This is a genomic window from Ferrimicrobium sp., from assembly GCA_022690815.1.
Lineage (GTDB): Bacteria > Actinomycetota > Acidimicrobiia > Acidimicrobiales > Acidimicrobiaceae > Ferrimicrobium.
In genome coordinates, this window is the sequence record JALCZJ010000010.1 from 69597 (window position 1) to 82795 (window position 13199).

Below are 13199 nucleotides of genomic sequence, written 5' to 3' on the forward strand. Positions count from 1 at the left end.
GACATGTCATTGCACCTCTCACCTCCCGATCCTCCATGGGTGATGCGCACCTATGCAGGTCACTCGTCAGCCAGAGCCTCCAACCAGCTGTTTCGGACCAATCTCGCCAATGGACAGACCGGCCTTTCGGTGGCCTTTGACCTACCGACACAGCTTGGACTCGACCCGGATGATCCTCGCAGCCGTGGTGAGGTTGGCAAGGTGGGTGTGCCCATCGCCCATCTCGGTCACATGCGCCAACTCTTCGATGGCATCGCCCTTGACTCCATGAATACCTCGATGACCATCAACGCGACCGCGATGTGGCTCTTTAGCCTCTACCTAGCGCTCGCGGATGAGACCGGGATCCCCTATCATCTTCTGGCCGGAACGACCCAGAACGATATCATCAAGGAGTATCTCTCGCGCGGGACGTTCATCTTCACGCCTGAGGCCTCCAGGCGCCTCACCGTCGATCTGATCGAGTTCTCGGTACTTAATGTGCCAAAATGGAATCCGATCAACATCTGCAGCTATCACCTGCAAGAGGCTGGAGCAACCCCAGTGCAAGAGGTTGCCTACGCACTGGCGACCGCCGTCGGCATCCTCGATGCCGTGCGTGATCAGGGGCGTATTGGCGTCGATGGTCTCGCCAAGGTGGTTGGCCGGATGTCGTTCTTTGTGAATGCTGGCATTCGTTTCCTCGAAGAGATTGCCAAGATGCGCGCCTTTGTTGCGCTCTGGGATGAGATCACCCGGGATCGGTATGGCGTTGGGGATCCAAAGCTGCGTCGTTTTCGCTTTGGCGTCCAGGTAAACTCGCTTGGCCTCACCGAATCTCAGCCCGAGAATAACGTCTATCGCATTGTGCTCGAGGCACTCGGTGTGACACTGTCACGCGATGCCCGTGCGAGGGCGTTGCAGTTACCTGCTTGGAATGAGGCCATTGGTCTACCGCGACCCGTCGATCAGCAGTGGTCGTTGCGCGCCCAACAGATCCTTGCCTATGAGACGGATATCCTCTCTTACCCGGACATCTTTGAAGGATCGATAGTCATGGAGGGCTTAACCACTGACATCGTGAGCGCAGCACGTCAAGAGCTTGACCGGATTATTGCAGCCGGTGGCGTCTTTAACCAGATTGACGAGATGAAGGCGGCGCTGGTACGGGCCCAAACCGAGCGGGCTCATGCCATTGAGACGAAAACGCAGCTGGTGGTGGGTGTCAATATCTACCAAGATCCAAGTGATGGAGCTCGTGAATCGCCGCTCGTTAGCCCCGACACCAAGACGCACCTTAGCGCTGACGCCCAAGAGATCAGCCAGCTCATTGATGAGTTCGCCGCCTTCAAACGCATCCGCGACCAGGCGGCGGTGACGGCTGCTAGGCGAGAGCTCTTAGCGGCCGCACGCACCGACGCTAACCTGGTTCCGGCGACCCTTGCCCTTGCCAGGGCCGGAGGTACAACCCAGGATTGGGCCGACACGATGCGTGAGGCCTTTGGCGAGTTTCGGGCCCCCACCGGTATCCACGGAGGGGCCGGGGTCCGTCGTGGACAGGTGCAGATGCAGGTATTGGCCGATCGTCTTAGCCGGCTCTCCGGCAATCCGGCGCGGTTGTTGGTGGCAAAACCTGGGCTTGACGGACACTCCAACGGAGCTGAACAGATTGCAGTCGCTGCCCGTGATGCTGGCTTTGAGGTCATCTATCAAGGGATTCGACAGACACCCGACGAGATCGCGAGTGTCGCCCGTGACGAAGACGTTGACCTGATCGGCCTATCGATTCTGTCGGGATCTCACCTCGAGCTCGTGGAACAACTGATGGAGGCGTTACGTGCTCTTGGCTTGAGCGTCCCGGTCGTGCTTGGAGGCATTATCCCCGACGATGATATCGGACGACTCAAGGAGCTAGGCGTGCGTCTGGTCTTCACGCCCAAACATTACCAGATTGCCGAGATCATGGAGCAGTTAGTTGAGTTGGTCGTTGCCCAACGAGGCTGAAAGTTTGTACAGCTTTCAGGAATTCGCGCCGAAGGAATCCCTATGAGACTGCGTGGGTTTTTGGCAATCATCGTGGGAATCGGGGGCGTGGCGGTGAGTGCCTATGGCATGCACGTGGCTCGGCCGACTGACGGTGTTGTTGGTGCAGGGATCACCTTTGTTGCGGTGCTCTTTGGGCTCGGTTCTCGACAACGTCGATCGTCGGAGCGGCCAACGAACGAAGATCCCGTCGTGGAGGCCAAGGTCGATCACGAGTCGGAGGCCTCCATGCTCACGAGCGTGACACCCCGAGCCGCTGAGGCGAACGTGCCAGCCGCCGAGGTGGCTCCCTCGTCGAAGGACACCGCTGACCCGATCACCGATCCGTTGACCGGTTTGATGAACGAGATCTTCTTCTCTGGCCTGCTCAGCACCAAAGTCGCGACCGCGCGGCGGCGCCTGTGGCCACTGAGTATCGTCCTCCTTCAGCTGGTCATGGTCCCCGATGCCTCTGACGAGGCGATGGATGCGGCGATCCTCGCCTTCTCCGAGGTGGTCTCTGCGACGATTCGAACCGCCGATGTCGCCTGTAGGGTGGGGGCGCGAAGCTTTGCCCTCCTGCTCGACGATACCGATGAGGATGGCGCCGCCTGGGTCGCTGAGCGTATTCAGATCGCCCATGCCCGGGAGGGAGAGTCCTCGATCGCTAAAGTGTGTGCGGGGGTGGCGAGCTACCCGAGCCATGGAATCGAGCCGGCCGAGATCCTGGTAACCGCCAAGAGCGCGCTCAAACAGGCCTCAGACAACCTCGAGCTGCCAGGCCTTGGCCGCGTCATCGTCGCGCCACAGCGCCCGCTGTAGCCGAGGCTACACGCGCAAAACTTCGCGATCACAGACCCGCCCGTGTTAAGCACCACATCGCGGGTGCCACGATGCCTTCTATCGCTTGCGCCGCCGACCGGCCGCTATCGCGAACGGTTGGGTCGTGCGCGAGCGGCCAACGGCCCCTGCGCCCACCAGCGATTTTGAAAGCGCCAGTCGGTCGAGTCCTGAATGATAGCCGAGGGGGCTGACGCCTGTTGAGTCCTCAATACGGCCAGCGTGGCAGCGGTGACGAGGGCGATCTCTTGATCGTGTGTTAGCTCGCTCATAGGGGAATGTTCCCGTGCTTGCGTCGTGGCAGCTCTTCGCGTTTGGTCTCGAGCATGGTGAGCGCCTGGATCAAGGTGCGTCGTGTCTCGGCCGGGTCAATGACATCATCGACGTAACCGCGCTCAGCAGCAATGTAGGGGTTTGCATAGCGCTCGGTGTACTGATCGATCAGCTCCTGACGCTTAGCGATGGGGTCTGCGGCTGCTGCCAGCTCCCGCCGGTGGATGACCTCGACGGCACCTTGGGGCCCCATGACGGCGAGCTCCGCCGATGGCCAGGCGTAGGCAAGATCCGCGCCGATCGATTTCGAGTTCATGACGACGTAGGCGCCGCCATAGGCCTTGCGTGTGATGATCTGAATCCTTGGGACCGTCGCCTCAGAGTAGGCGTACAGGAGCTTTGCGCCATGGCGGATGATGCCACCGTACTCCTGATCGACGCCGGGAAGGAAGCCTGGAACGTCGACGAAGGTCAGGATCGGGATATTGAAGGCATCGCAGGTCCGTACAAATCTCGCCGCCTTCTCCGATGAGTCGATGTCAAGAACTCCAGCGAGTACCGCAGGTTGGTTGCCAACCACTCCGACGACGTGACCATTCATTCGCCCAAAGCCACACGTCATATTGCGAGCCCAGTGCGAGAAGTACTCAAAGTACTCGCCGTCGTCGAGGACCTCACGGATGACATCACGCATCTCGTAGGGCTGATTCGAGTTCTCAGGGACGATGGTACGCAACGCCTCGTTGTGGCGGTCTGGGTCGTCAGTGGGTGTAACGACAGGAGGTGTCTCCATATTGTTTGATGGAAGAAAATCCAGGAGATATTTAACCTCGTCAAGGCAGGCTTTCTCGTCGCTCAAGACAAATGACGCGACACCAGATTTCGTGGCATGGCTCATTGCACCACCGAGCTCCTCGAGGGAGACCTCCTCGCCGGTGACCGTCTTGACCACATCAGGCCCGGTGATGAACATGTGGGAGGTGTGCTCGACCATGAAGATGAAGTCGGTCATCGCTGGCGAGTAGACGGCACCGCCAGCACATGGACCTAGCACCACGCTGATTTGGGGGATGACACCGGAGGATGCAACGTTACGACGGAAAATTCCGCCATAGGAGTGGAGTGAGACCACTCCTTCTTGGATTCGGGCACCAGCACCATCGTTGAGTCCAATCATCGGAACGCCAACCGAGGCGGCAAGATCCATCACCTTGTGGATCTTCTCAGCGAACACCTCGCCAAGGGCGCCACCGAAGACGGTAAAGTCCTGGGAAAAGACACAGACACGCCGACCGTGAATGGTACCAAAGCCAGTAATGACGCCGTCGGTATAGGGTCGTCGCTCGTCGAGTCCCATCCCGTGGGCCCGATGGCGTGCCAGCAGATCGAGCTCCTCGAATGAGTCAGGGTCGAGCAGATAGTCGACCCGCTCACGTGCGGTCATCTTGCCCTGATTGTGTTGTTTTGCGACCGCGGTCTCGGTCCCGGCATGGTGTGCCTCGTCGCGTCGTCGTGCTAGCTCCTCGAGGCGAGCGGACATTGGGTGCGTGCTCATGTTGATCTAGGCTATCACCTACCATCGCCGATCACGGAGGTAGTTGGGTGACCATTGATGAATTGGTGGCGGTCAGCTCCTCACTCGACCCCGATGAGGCCGAGCGCTACTATCGGTTAGGTGTCTTTCCGATGCCAATCGCCGGTGGTTTTGGGTGGTTTTACCCAGCGACCCGTGCGGTGATCGTGTGTGGGGCATGGCCCCTGCGCTGCCCCCGGAGCACCGCACAGCTGCTTCGGAGTTATCGGGTCGCGATTGATGTCGAACCCATGGCGGTTGTTCGAGCCTGCGGCGAGACGGCTCGAGAGGGTGGTTGGATCGACCAATCGATGATGCTCTATTACCAATGCCTCAAGGATCGGGGGCTGTTGCACTCGGTCGAGATCCGTTCGTCCGACGAGCAACTGGTAGGGGGCCTCTTCGGTGTCAGTGCTGGTGGCGTCTTCGTGGGGGAGTCGATGTTCCACCTGGTCACGAACGCCTCAAAACTCGCCTTCTTCGTGCTGGCCTACCTGACCCGTGAGCTCGGCTACCGGCTGATCGATGGCCAATGGCCCACCGAGCACCTCTTGGGGTTGGGATTTCGTACGCTCCGTGGTGATCAGTACGGGGGCCTCTTGGCGCGAGTGGCGGATGTTAAGCCCGACCCGTTCCCAAGGGGCTATCTCGATAGCGATCGACTCAAGCTCGAGATCCGGAGGTGATGCGATGACGCAGATACCAGGCACCTGGGAGCAGGCCGACAGCGAGGAGGAGCTTTACCAGATCGCCGATGAGGAAGGGTGTGACACCGAGGGTGAGGCCTTTGGCAAGCCCAACGTTGAGCTCAAGCATCAAGAACACGAGGCCAAAGCCGTAGATCATCAGGTTTCCACCGACCATCATGGCGATGGTGCCGAGGGCCCTGCGATCCAGGCCCGCCTCGGCGAGGTAACCGACGAGTCCAGCGGCGGCGACAAAGCCAATGAGGTACCCGAAGGTTGGATCCGCGGCCACTCGTAGACCGCCGGTAGCCCCGGCAAACCACGGTACGCCGACGAGACCAAGACCAAGATAGAGGAGACTGCCGAGGACGCCGCGTCGCATACCGAGGGCTGCACCCCCCAACAACACCGCAAAGGTCTGGCCGGTGATGGGGACGGGTGTGAAAGGAAGCGGAATGGTGATCTGAGCAAACACACCGATCGCCAGCGCAAAGACTGAGATGAGGACGAGGTCGGTAACGAGACTCTCTGGCAGTAGGTCGGCCAGGCTTTGTCGTTTGATCCCCTGATTGATCACGTCGCTTCTCCTCTCAATTGGACCTCTTCGATGGCCGGGCACAGATCACAGAACCTAAATCGCCGGGCCTCGCAATTGGCTAAACCCTGATCACGCGACCTGAATGGCTAGAGTATCTAGCATCGCAGATCGTGTGACAGTTCAAGGATACATGGCGGCAATCAGTGCACCGACGCTTGTCGGCCTCGGAGTGGCCGCGACGAGTCGGTTGACCGGTTATCCAGCACTCGCGAGCCAGGGCGCGCGTTACCTTGTTGGTGCGTTGATTCTTCTAGCGTTGTTTCGCGGGCGGGTCCGGCCCATCGTGTGGCCGAACCTGCGTGACATCCTCGCGCTGTGTGCGCTGGCAGGTATTGGCCTTGCTCTGTTCTCGGTCGCCTCGGTCGAGGCCCTCAGCGACGCGTCGGTGGCCGGCGTCGGCGTCATCATCGGCTGCGTGCCGATCGTCCTCGCCATCGTTGGCGCCATCGCCGAGCGTCGGCGCCCGGAGCGTCTGGTGGTCATTGCCGCCATAATTGTGACGATCGGTTCGTTGCTCGTTAACGATGTCGGCTCCCTCGGAGGCAAAGGGCTCCTTTTTGCCGTGATCGCCATGTTCTCCGATGCCGGCTTCTCGCTCCTGTCGGTGGGCTTGGTGAGGAGGTTCGGGGCGATACCGACGGCGTTTGCGAGCACCGCGATCGCAGGGGTCGTCATGCTTGGCGCTGCTACTGTGGTCGGTGGCGGTATTCCAGCACCAACGACGGTCGAAGTCGAGGCCATCCTCTATCTAGGGCTCACCGTGTCGGCGGTCTCGTTTGTGCTGTGGTACCGCGGCCTTGGGACCCTTGGCGTCGCTCGCGCAGGCCTTTTCGTCTCCATGATCCCGATTGGATCCTTGATTGGAGAGGCGATCCTTGCGACTCGGTCGGTGACGTTAGCGTCGGTAGCTGGCGTCGCCATCGTCTTTGGTGGGTTGCTCCTTGGCAGCTGGAGCGCTCGCCTACGACTGCAGGCGGATAATAGCCTCGATCTCGACGGGAGTGCCGAGGGGTAGCGCAGAGACACCGACCGCTGATCTTGTGTGTCGCCCCCGGTCACCGAAGACCTCGACGACCAGGCCTGAGGCGGCGTTCATCACCGTTGGCTGGTCGGTGAACTCGGGGGTACTCGCCACGAAGCCGGTCAACTTGACCCACTGTTGGATACGCTCAAGATCACCCAGGTCGGTTGCCAGCCGTGAGAACATGTTGATCATGCATTGGCGAGCCGCCTCCTGGGCCTCAGGAATCGTAACCTGCTGGCCAACGATACCTGTCTTTGGGATCGTATCCCCGACCAACGGCAGGGTGCCAGAGACGTAGACAAAGGAGTCGACGACGAGGGTGGGGCGATACGAACCCTTCGCTCCTGGCGCTGGTGTGAGCTCGATGCCGAGTTCTGTGAGGCGATCATTGATGGTCATGAACTAGACGCTAGTCGTCTTGCGTCGATGGTGCCAGTAGGGCTTTACCCAAAAGAGGTTGCAAGCCTTGTGACGCCGTCGGTGGCGGACATGGGTGAGTTGGCAATTCGCAGGAGAGAACTGTTTACGGCTAAATGCTTTGACGGTCGATGATGGTGTAGCTGAGTACGGCGAAGATGAGGGCCAACCCGGTGAGGATGAGCGTCATCAGCCACTCGAGTGGATCGAAGCGACTCGCGGGTTGATATCCGATGGTCGTCGTGATAGACCTGAGCTCGCGGCAGGCCGCCACGGGTCGGCTGAGGTTGAGTCTTCCATCGGGTAGAGCGCAACGGGTCTCGATCTTGATGAGGGTGAGAAAGTTGATCGGATGGTGATGTTGGGCGTACGTCTGAAACACCACGTCGGCGTTGGTGGGTGTGGCCACGTTATTGAAGGCAACGACGTTGGCTGCCTTGCCTGGTGATGCGTTGGTGAAACCATCTGCGCGCAGCGCTGCTTGACCGGTGATCACGTACGGGCCTGAAACCTGGTCAGGTGTCAAGAGCCGAGGGTATAGAAAGCTCCCGAAGAAGAGGATGGTGACGAAGGCGATCACCCCGAGGAGCTGGGTAACCGTCGGTGCCTTGGCGCAGAGTGCAAGAAGTGTGACGACAGCCGTGACCGCGAGACCGATGCCAATGACCGACGGCCCAACCGCAAAGAACTGCCCCCAGTCTGGCAGCCCGATGTTGCCGGCGTGAGGAGCGACGATAAACCTGAGCCCGCAGGCCGAGACGATGGCCAGGACCGTCGTCATCACTGAGGCGATGATGAACTCCACGACGAGCCATCGACGCCTGGATATCCCCTGCGTAAAGAGATACGATCCGAATCTGGCATCAAAGGCATCGGCGATGCGGGGCCCAAGTGAGCCGATTGGGATCACCAGCGGTGCGACGATGACGATAGCCGAGGCAACCCCGGTGACACGAGATTGCACGGTGGTGGGTGACTTGAGCGTGGATGCTGGGTAGCCATGCAACTCGATCCAGGCGAAGATCCAAAAGGCGAGCAGCACCCCGAGTGTGATGACGAAGAGTCGGAGTATGCTCGATTCGTATCGAAGGCTTGTGCGTATGACTTTGGTGAGCCTGGGTCGTCGCGAATTGGTAGCCGGATCGGTGACAAGGATCATGGTTGCACTCCTTTGTGACTGACTTTGTTGCTGACTGGCAGCCGGGTTGCCTGCTTGTCGTATGACCGAAGGCTGTGCCCAGTTTGGAGATAGCCGATGACGATCTCTTCAAGGCCTGGATGCTCATCGGTGCTGTCGGTTGGAGCGTCAAAACGGACCATCGACCGTGTCGTTCCTCCCATAACGAGGGTGGAGCCGGTTGGTGGGGGGCCCGCCACATAGGCGTGGCGCCTAACCAGGTCGTCAATGGCCTCCGAGACGATTAGGCGACCACCGTCGAGAATGAGGAGCCAGTCGCAGTCGCGTTCAATATCGACGACGAGATGGGAAGAGATGATGACCATGGTCTGATGCTCGGCGGCTTGTGCAAGCACCTCACCCATGATCTGTCGCCTTGACATCGGATCGAGTGCAGCGAGTGGCTCGTCTAGTAGCAGAAGCCGGGGATGGCGTGCGAGGGCAGCCGCAATGGCGGTGACCTTGCGCTGCCCTTCGGAGGCTCTTTTGATCGTTGAGTCGCGAGGGAGATCGAACGCATCGATGAGACCTTCATAGGAGGCGTAATCGAAGGTTGTGTTGTAGCCACGCCCCAGTTCACCTAACTCGGCGATGCTCAGTCGACTGGGTAGTGATGCTTGTTGGTCGACCAGGGCGATATCACCACGACGAAGCGGTGCTCCGTCCAGGGTCACCTTGCCCTGGGTCACCGGTCGCAGGCCAGCCAAGCAGTGCAATAGTGTCGTCTTGCCGGCTCCAATCTCGCCGACGAGGCCGACGACGCGGTTGGTCCCGATCGTGCAGCTGAGCTCGTGTAAAATCTCCCGTCGTCGGAGTCGATGCAAACCAGTGTTCTGGCGGGTTCGATGCGACAGATTGTGAACTTCAAGGCATGGATTTGTCATGACTCCTCCTCAGCTGGTTATGGCGCTCAAGCGCCCCGGCCAATGCGATGCGAATATCGTCCTGGCTGAGGCCGTCGGCGACCCCTTCGGCGATGGCAACATCTAGACGCGTGGCGAGCGCTTGGTGGGCTGCTTCGTTCCCGGTAAAGGGGTTAAATATGATCAGGGTACCAATTCCTTGCTTGGCCAAAGTGATGCCCTGGGCCTCAAGAACGTCATAGGCCTTGAGGGCGGTGTTGACGTTGATACTGGCGGTCCTCACCACTTCGGTAACCGGTGGTAGCTGATCTCCGACCCCCAGAAGTCCAAGGCGCAGCGCCGCAAGCACCTGGTCGACGATCTGACGGTAGGCGGGAACGCCGGTCGAGCGGTCGATGAGGAAGCTCACGTGCGGATGATCGGGCGTTCGATCAGACATGATCCTCCTCTCTTGCTGTAGCCAAATACTATCTAAATATCTAGTGTTATAGTACTATAGCATATAAAGTGGACTGCAGTGACGCGGTAGTGGCGTCGACGCGTATCACCTTGGGAGAACCAAGATCCCGGGGCAAAGCCTCTCGGTCGAGCAGCGTCCACGGGGGACAAGTAGCATCAAGATGGCGTCTTCTTGGTGGTGTAGCTGCGATGAATGGAGCAATCATGGCAAACGGGGAATACGGGGGTAATCAGATGGGTGCCTCGCCCAATGATGTGATGTCGCAGGCGATGATGCCTGGTGTCATGGCTCGTGTTGGAATGGTTCTCTTCAACGGATTTGAGCTCCTCGATGTGGCCGGGCCACTTGAGGTGCTAGGTCAACTTCCGCTACATTTTGTGACGACGCTGCTCGGCCCCACGCCGGGTCCGGTGCCGAGCGCCCAAGGCGTGTCGTTGGTTGCAGATCTTGGCTACACGGTTCAATCGGGTTTCGACATCCTCATGGTGCCTGGCGGTCAGGGCACGCGCGCACTCGTGGATGATCGCGACTTTGTCGATTGGTTGGCTGGCATTGGCGAACGATCGACCATCGTCTCCTCGGTCTGTACGGGTGCAGCCCTGCTGGCTCGAGCGGGGCTCCTCGATGGCACTGCCGCCACCTCCAATAAGCGGGCTTTTGCTTGGGTCAAGCAACAGTCGAGCGCAGTAACCTGGGTTGAGAGCGCGCGATGGGTCGTCGACGGCAACCGGTGGACCTCGTCTGGAGTCTCGGCGGGCATCGACATGACACTCGCCCTGGTGGCGCATCTCCTCGATCGCGCGGCCGCGCGAGATGTCGCTCGCCAGATCGAACATACCTGGATGGAAGATCCACGTTTCGATCCGTTTTCACAAGCGCCAGACGATAGCGCCGGCGAGATCGTAACCGTGTTTCGGTCGCGCCTCAAAGAGGATCCTGCTGGTTATGCAAAACTTGCCGATCAGCTTGAGTCGCTGGCACATCGTCAAGAGGGCTTTCGAGACTTTAAGACCTTCGCAAGCGATGACGGTGAGCGTTGCTCGATCGCAGTTTTTGCTGACGTACATGCGCAACGACACTGGGCTGCCCATCCGCTGCATCGACAGGCTCAGCGTAGGGCATCGGCTGACTTCTACACGGAGTTCTCCGTCACGGTGGCCCAGGTGTTGTCCACGATGACGATGTCTCCAGATGCCCTGTCTCCAGATAAATCGGACTCCGGATGCTAAGACTTGAGATACGGCCACCTCTACTAAGGTGGCCCCGAATTGGACGCTGTCGAATGCGGTTAGGAGTCTCGACTCTGACAAGCGCAATCCGTGACGCTGCACTGGTCAATGTGGACGACAATTCGTGACGCCGGGTGGCAACGAGACCGACGAGCGCCGCATTGTCAGCGTGGACGGAGTTGTGGTTGTCCTTCGCTTAGGCTAACCTTAGATTAATGAGCTCATCAATGAAGGCGCGAAGGGCGATCCCGATTGCGGGGGCCGGTATCATGCTTGGTAGCTACGATTTGGCCGCGATCTCAGTCGCTTTTGCTCCGATTCGCCATCAGTGGCATCTCTCAACGGGTATCGTCACCTCGCTCGGTACCGCCACCCTGGTGGGAATGCTGATCGGCTCCCTCGCCGCTGGTTTTCTTGCGGATCGACTTGGCCGTCGAGCCATTATCGTCGGCGATGTCGCACTCTTTATGGCCTCAGCGATCCTGGCAGCGGTCGCACCAGACTTCGGTGTGCTCGCTGGCACACGATTGGCGACCGGACTGGCGGTGGGGATCGACTTTGCCGTCGTTTTCCCCTTTGTCGCCGACTGGGCTACGACGCACTCGAATGGACGAGCGATGGCCTGGATCCTCTTTGGAGCGAACTTCGGTACCCTTGCGGCCTATGGTGTCGGAGGGCTGATCCTGGCCCATGCTGGTGTGCTCGGTTGGCGGATACTGCTTGGATCACCCGTGATCTTGGCACTGCCACTCTTTGTTTTTCGCCGCCGGCTCATTGAAGCTCCGAGTTGGAGTGGCCTTGAACCATTGAGCCTGCGCCAACTCCTGCGCCGGGCATCGCAGGCGATTAGAAACGAGCGCCTTGGTGCTCAGGCGTTGGCGACACTCCTGTACCAGATCACCGACCAGGGTATCGGGCTGGTGTTGCCGCTACTCTTGGTGGCCGTGCTCGCGACGTCCGCGAGTTCGGGGGCCTACGATGCCGCCTTTGTCAAGGCGATCACGATACCAGCATCACTGGTGGCTGTGATCCTCATCGACCGCGTCAGCCGGAGACGACTCCAGGTCGTGGGATTCCTCGGGCGGGCGTTGCCCTTGTGTTTCCTCGGCTTCGCCCTGCTTGACGGGCTCCATCTCGATGCGCTGGCCATCGGCGCGCTGATCGGGCTGAGCTACTTTTTTGGAGCGGCGGGACCGGACAAGACCACTGTGATCTCTCCGTCGGAGTTCGCGGCCCCCGAGATCCGTGGCTCCAGTCAGGGGCTCTCTCAGGCTGCCGGCCGATTGGGTGGTATCATCGGGGTCACTGGCTATGCCATTCTCGCCAGCATTGGGGGCCCTGGTGCCGGTCTTTTGCTATTTGGCGGAGCCTGTCTCGTCGGCGCAGTGGTCTCGATCGCCGCTTATCCTAAGTCGTCCAGCACCGCCAAGCCTGCCAGCTGACATCTCCTGGCCAACCACCTCCGGCGGCACGAGAGGCCGTGCCTGTTAAAGGTTTTGGAGTCGGTGCGGTTGGGTCGCAACAGTGGTCGCGTCAGCGTGCTGGTACAAGACGTAATGAACGTACGTGAGTGGGCGCTATCCGCTCCAAAATACATCTACATTTATCTGCACCTCTTGTGTGTTCGCTCTCCAGCCGCCTGTGAGTGTTCTGCCCTCTCCACAGGGACAGAACGAGCCCAAGTCGATGCTTGACCACCTCCAACTTTCGTTGTCGTGGCATGCCTGGAGTCCTGCCGTGAGCGGTAGCCATAGCATCCAATTGGATACTGCGGCTTTCCATTCGGCGTAGAACCTCTCGTCAAGGATCTTCTTCACTTGCGTATCGGGAGTGAACCGGTCGATCTGGCGATCTTTGGTCCTTGATGTGATGTCATGGAGGCTACGTGATCCACATCGCCTTGCCAGTTGCAATCCCACGAAGGATTGACAAGTGCAACACATCCCCGTGTCGGTTGTCCCTATGGACATACCCACACGTTGGATCAGGACATGTTTGGCGCCTGGAGGCCGCGTTGACTGTTTGAATGTCGGAACCTGCGACATGCGCATGTACCGT

General features: G+C 59.6%; 13 protein-coding genes. 6 read left to right on the top strand and 7 right to left on the bottom strand.

The window, feature by feature from the left end; all coding sequences use genetic code 11:
* Nucleotides 1-3 precede the first annotated feature (3 nt).
* The gene (locus MP439_04780; protein ID MCI2975376.1) at nucleotides 4-1983 is read left to right on the top strand and encodes a protein meaA; all 1980 of its coding nucleotides are present in this window, start codon (nucleotides 4-6) and stop codon (nucleotides 1981-1983) included.
* 42 nt (nucleotides 1984-2025) lie between these two features.
* Entirely contained in the window at nucleotides 2026-2823 is a 798-nt protein-coding gene (locus MP439_04785) for a GGDEF domain-containing protein (protein ID MCI2975377.1), read from the top strand.
* Between the two features lie 104 nt (nucleotides 2824-2927).
* On the opposite strand, the gene MP439_04790 is transcribed toward MP439_04785, so the two are convergent.
* A complete protein-coding gene (locus MP439_04790) occupies nucleotides 2928-3113 on the bottom strand; it encodes a hypothetical protein (GenBank protein MCI2975378.1) in 186 nt (61 codons plus the stop codon).
* Nucleotides 3110-4669, bottom strand: a complete 1560-nt coding sequence (locus MP439_04795; protein MCI2975379.1) for an acyl-CoA carboxylase subunit beta — start codon at nucleotides 4667-4669, stop codon at nucleotides 3110-3112. Before MP439_04795 ends, MP439_04790 begins: the two co-directional genes overlap by 4 nt.
* Nucleotides 4670-4716: 47 nt before the next feature.
* Here MP439_04795 and MP439_04800 point away from each other — a divergent pair, with 47 nt between their 5' ends.
* On the top strand, nucleotides 4717-5373 hold the full coding sequence (locus tag MP439_04800; GenBank protein MCI2975380.1) for a hypothetical protein: 657 nt from the start codon (nucleotides 4717-4719) through the stop codon (nucleotides 5371-5373).
* On the opposite strand, the gene MP439_04805 is transcribed toward MP439_04800, so the two are convergent.
* Nucleotides 5351-5950 (bottom strand): biotin transporter BioY, encoded by a 600-nt coding sequence (locus MP439_04805; GenBank protein ID MCI2975381.1) that lies wholly within the window; start codon nucleotides 5948-5950, stop codon nucleotides 5351-5353. The genes MP439_04800 and MP439_04805 overlap by 23 nt on opposite strands.
* A gap of 151 nt (nucleotides 5951-6101) precedes the next feature.
* Here MP439_04805 and MP439_04810 point away from each other — a divergent pair, with 151 nt between their 5' ends.
* The gene (locus MP439_04810) at nucleotides 6102-6986 is read left to right on the top strand and encodes a DMT family transporter (protein ID MCI2975382.1); all 885 of its coding nucleotides are present in this window, start codon (nucleotides 6102-6104) and stop codon (nucleotides 6984-6986) included.
* On the opposite strand, the gene MP439_04815 is transcribed toward MP439_04810, so the two are convergent.
* From MP439_04815 to MP439_04830, 4 genes are all read right to left on the bottom strand, one after another.
* Nucleotides 6933-7394 (bottom strand): RidA family protein, encoded by a 462-nt coding sequence (locus tag MP439_04815; GenBank protein ID MCI2975383.1) that lies wholly within the window; start codon nucleotides 7392-7394, stop codon nucleotides 6933-6935. The two genes, MP439_04810 and MP439_04815, sit on opposite strands and share 54 nt — an antisense overlap.
* Nucleotides 7395-7524: 130 nt before the next feature.
* On the bottom strand, nucleotides 7525-8571 hold the full coding sequence (locus MP439_04820; protein ID MCI2975384.1) for a hypothetical protein: 1047 nt from the start codon (nucleotides 8569-8571) through the stop codon (nucleotides 7525-7527).
* Nucleotides 8568-9473, bottom strand: coding sequence for an ABC transporter ATP-binding protein (locus tag MP439_04825; GenBank protein MCI2975385.1), 906 nt, complete (start codon nucleotides 9471-9473; stop codon nucleotides 8568-8570). The genes MP439_04820 and MP439_04825 overlap by 4 nt, the downstream gene beginning before the upstream one ends.
* Nucleotides 9454-9891: a GntR family transcriptional regulator gene (locus MP439_04830; protein MCI2975386.1), complete on the bottom strand. Its 438-nt coding sequence runs from the start codon at nucleotides 9889-9891 to the stop codon at nucleotides 9454-9456. Before MP439_04830 ends, MP439_04825 begins: the two co-directional genes overlap by 20 nt.
* A gap of 224 nt (nucleotides 9892-10115) precedes the next feature.
* Here MP439_04830 and MP439_04835 point away from each other — a divergent pair, with 224 nt between their 5' ends.
* The gene (locus MP439_04835) at nucleotides 10116-11141 is read left to right on the top strand and encodes a DJ-1/PfpI family protein (protein ID MCI2975387.1); all 1026 of its coding nucleotides are present in this window, start codon (nucleotides 10116-10118) and stop codon (nucleotides 11139-11141) included.
* A 227-nt stretch (nucleotides 11142-11368) separates the two neighbouring features.
* Nucleotides 11369-12583, top strand: a complete 1215-nt coding sequence (locus MP439_04840) for an MFS transporter (GenBank protein MCI2975388.1) — start codon at nucleotides 11369-11371, stop codon at nucleotides 12581-12583.
* The last annotated feature ends 616 nt before the right edge of the window (nucleotides 12584-13199 follow it).

What these genes read in the sequence shown, in the direction of transcription:
- MP439_04780 (MCI2975376.1), top strand. Translation starts at nt 4, where the DNA reads ATGTCATTGCACCTCTCACCTCCCGATCCTCCATGGGTGATGCGCACC.
- MP439_04785 (MCI2975377.1), top strand. Translation starts at nt 2,026, where the DNA reads ATGAGACTGCGTGGGTTTTTGGCAATCATCGTGGGAATCGGGGGCGTG.
- MP439_04790 (MCI2975378.1), bottom strand. Translation starts at nt 3,113, where the DNA reads ATGAGCGAGCTAACACACGATCAAGAGATCGCCCTCGTCACCGCTGCC.
- MP439_04795 (MCI2975379.1), bottom strand. Translation starts at nt 4,669, where the DNA reads ATGAGCACGCACCCAATGTCCGCTCGCCTCGAGGAGCTAGCACGACGA.
- MP439_04810 (MCI2975382.1), top strand. Translation starts at nt 6,102, where the DNA reads ATGGCGGCAATCAGTGCACCGACGCTTGTCGGCCTCGGAGTGGCCGCG.
- MP439_04815 (MCI2975383.1), bottom strand. Translation starts at nt 7,394, where the DNA reads ATGACCATCAATGATCGCCTCACAGAACTCGGCATCGAGCTCACACCA.
- MP439_04820 (MCI2975384.1), bottom strand. Translation starts at nt 8,571, where the DNA reads ATGATCCTTGTCACCGATCCGGCTACCAATTCGCGACGACCCAGGCTC.
- MP439_04825 (MCI2975385.1), bottom strand. Translation starts at nt 9,473, where the DNA reads ATGACAAATCCATGCCTTGAAGTTCACAATCTGTCGCATCGAACCCGC.
- MP439_04830 (MCI2975386.1), bottom strand. Translation starts at nt 9,891, where the DNA reads ATGTCTGATCGAACGCCCGATCATCCGCACGTGAGCTTCCTCATCGAC.
- MP439_04835 (MCI2975387.1), top strand. Translation starts at nt 10,116, where the DNA reads ATGGCAAACGGGGAATACGGGGGTAATCAGATGGGTGCCTCGCCCAAT.
- MP439_04840 (MCI2975388.1), top strand. Translation starts at nt 11,369, where the DNA reads ATGAAGGCGCGAAGGGCGATCCCGATTGCGGGGGCCGGTATCATGCTT.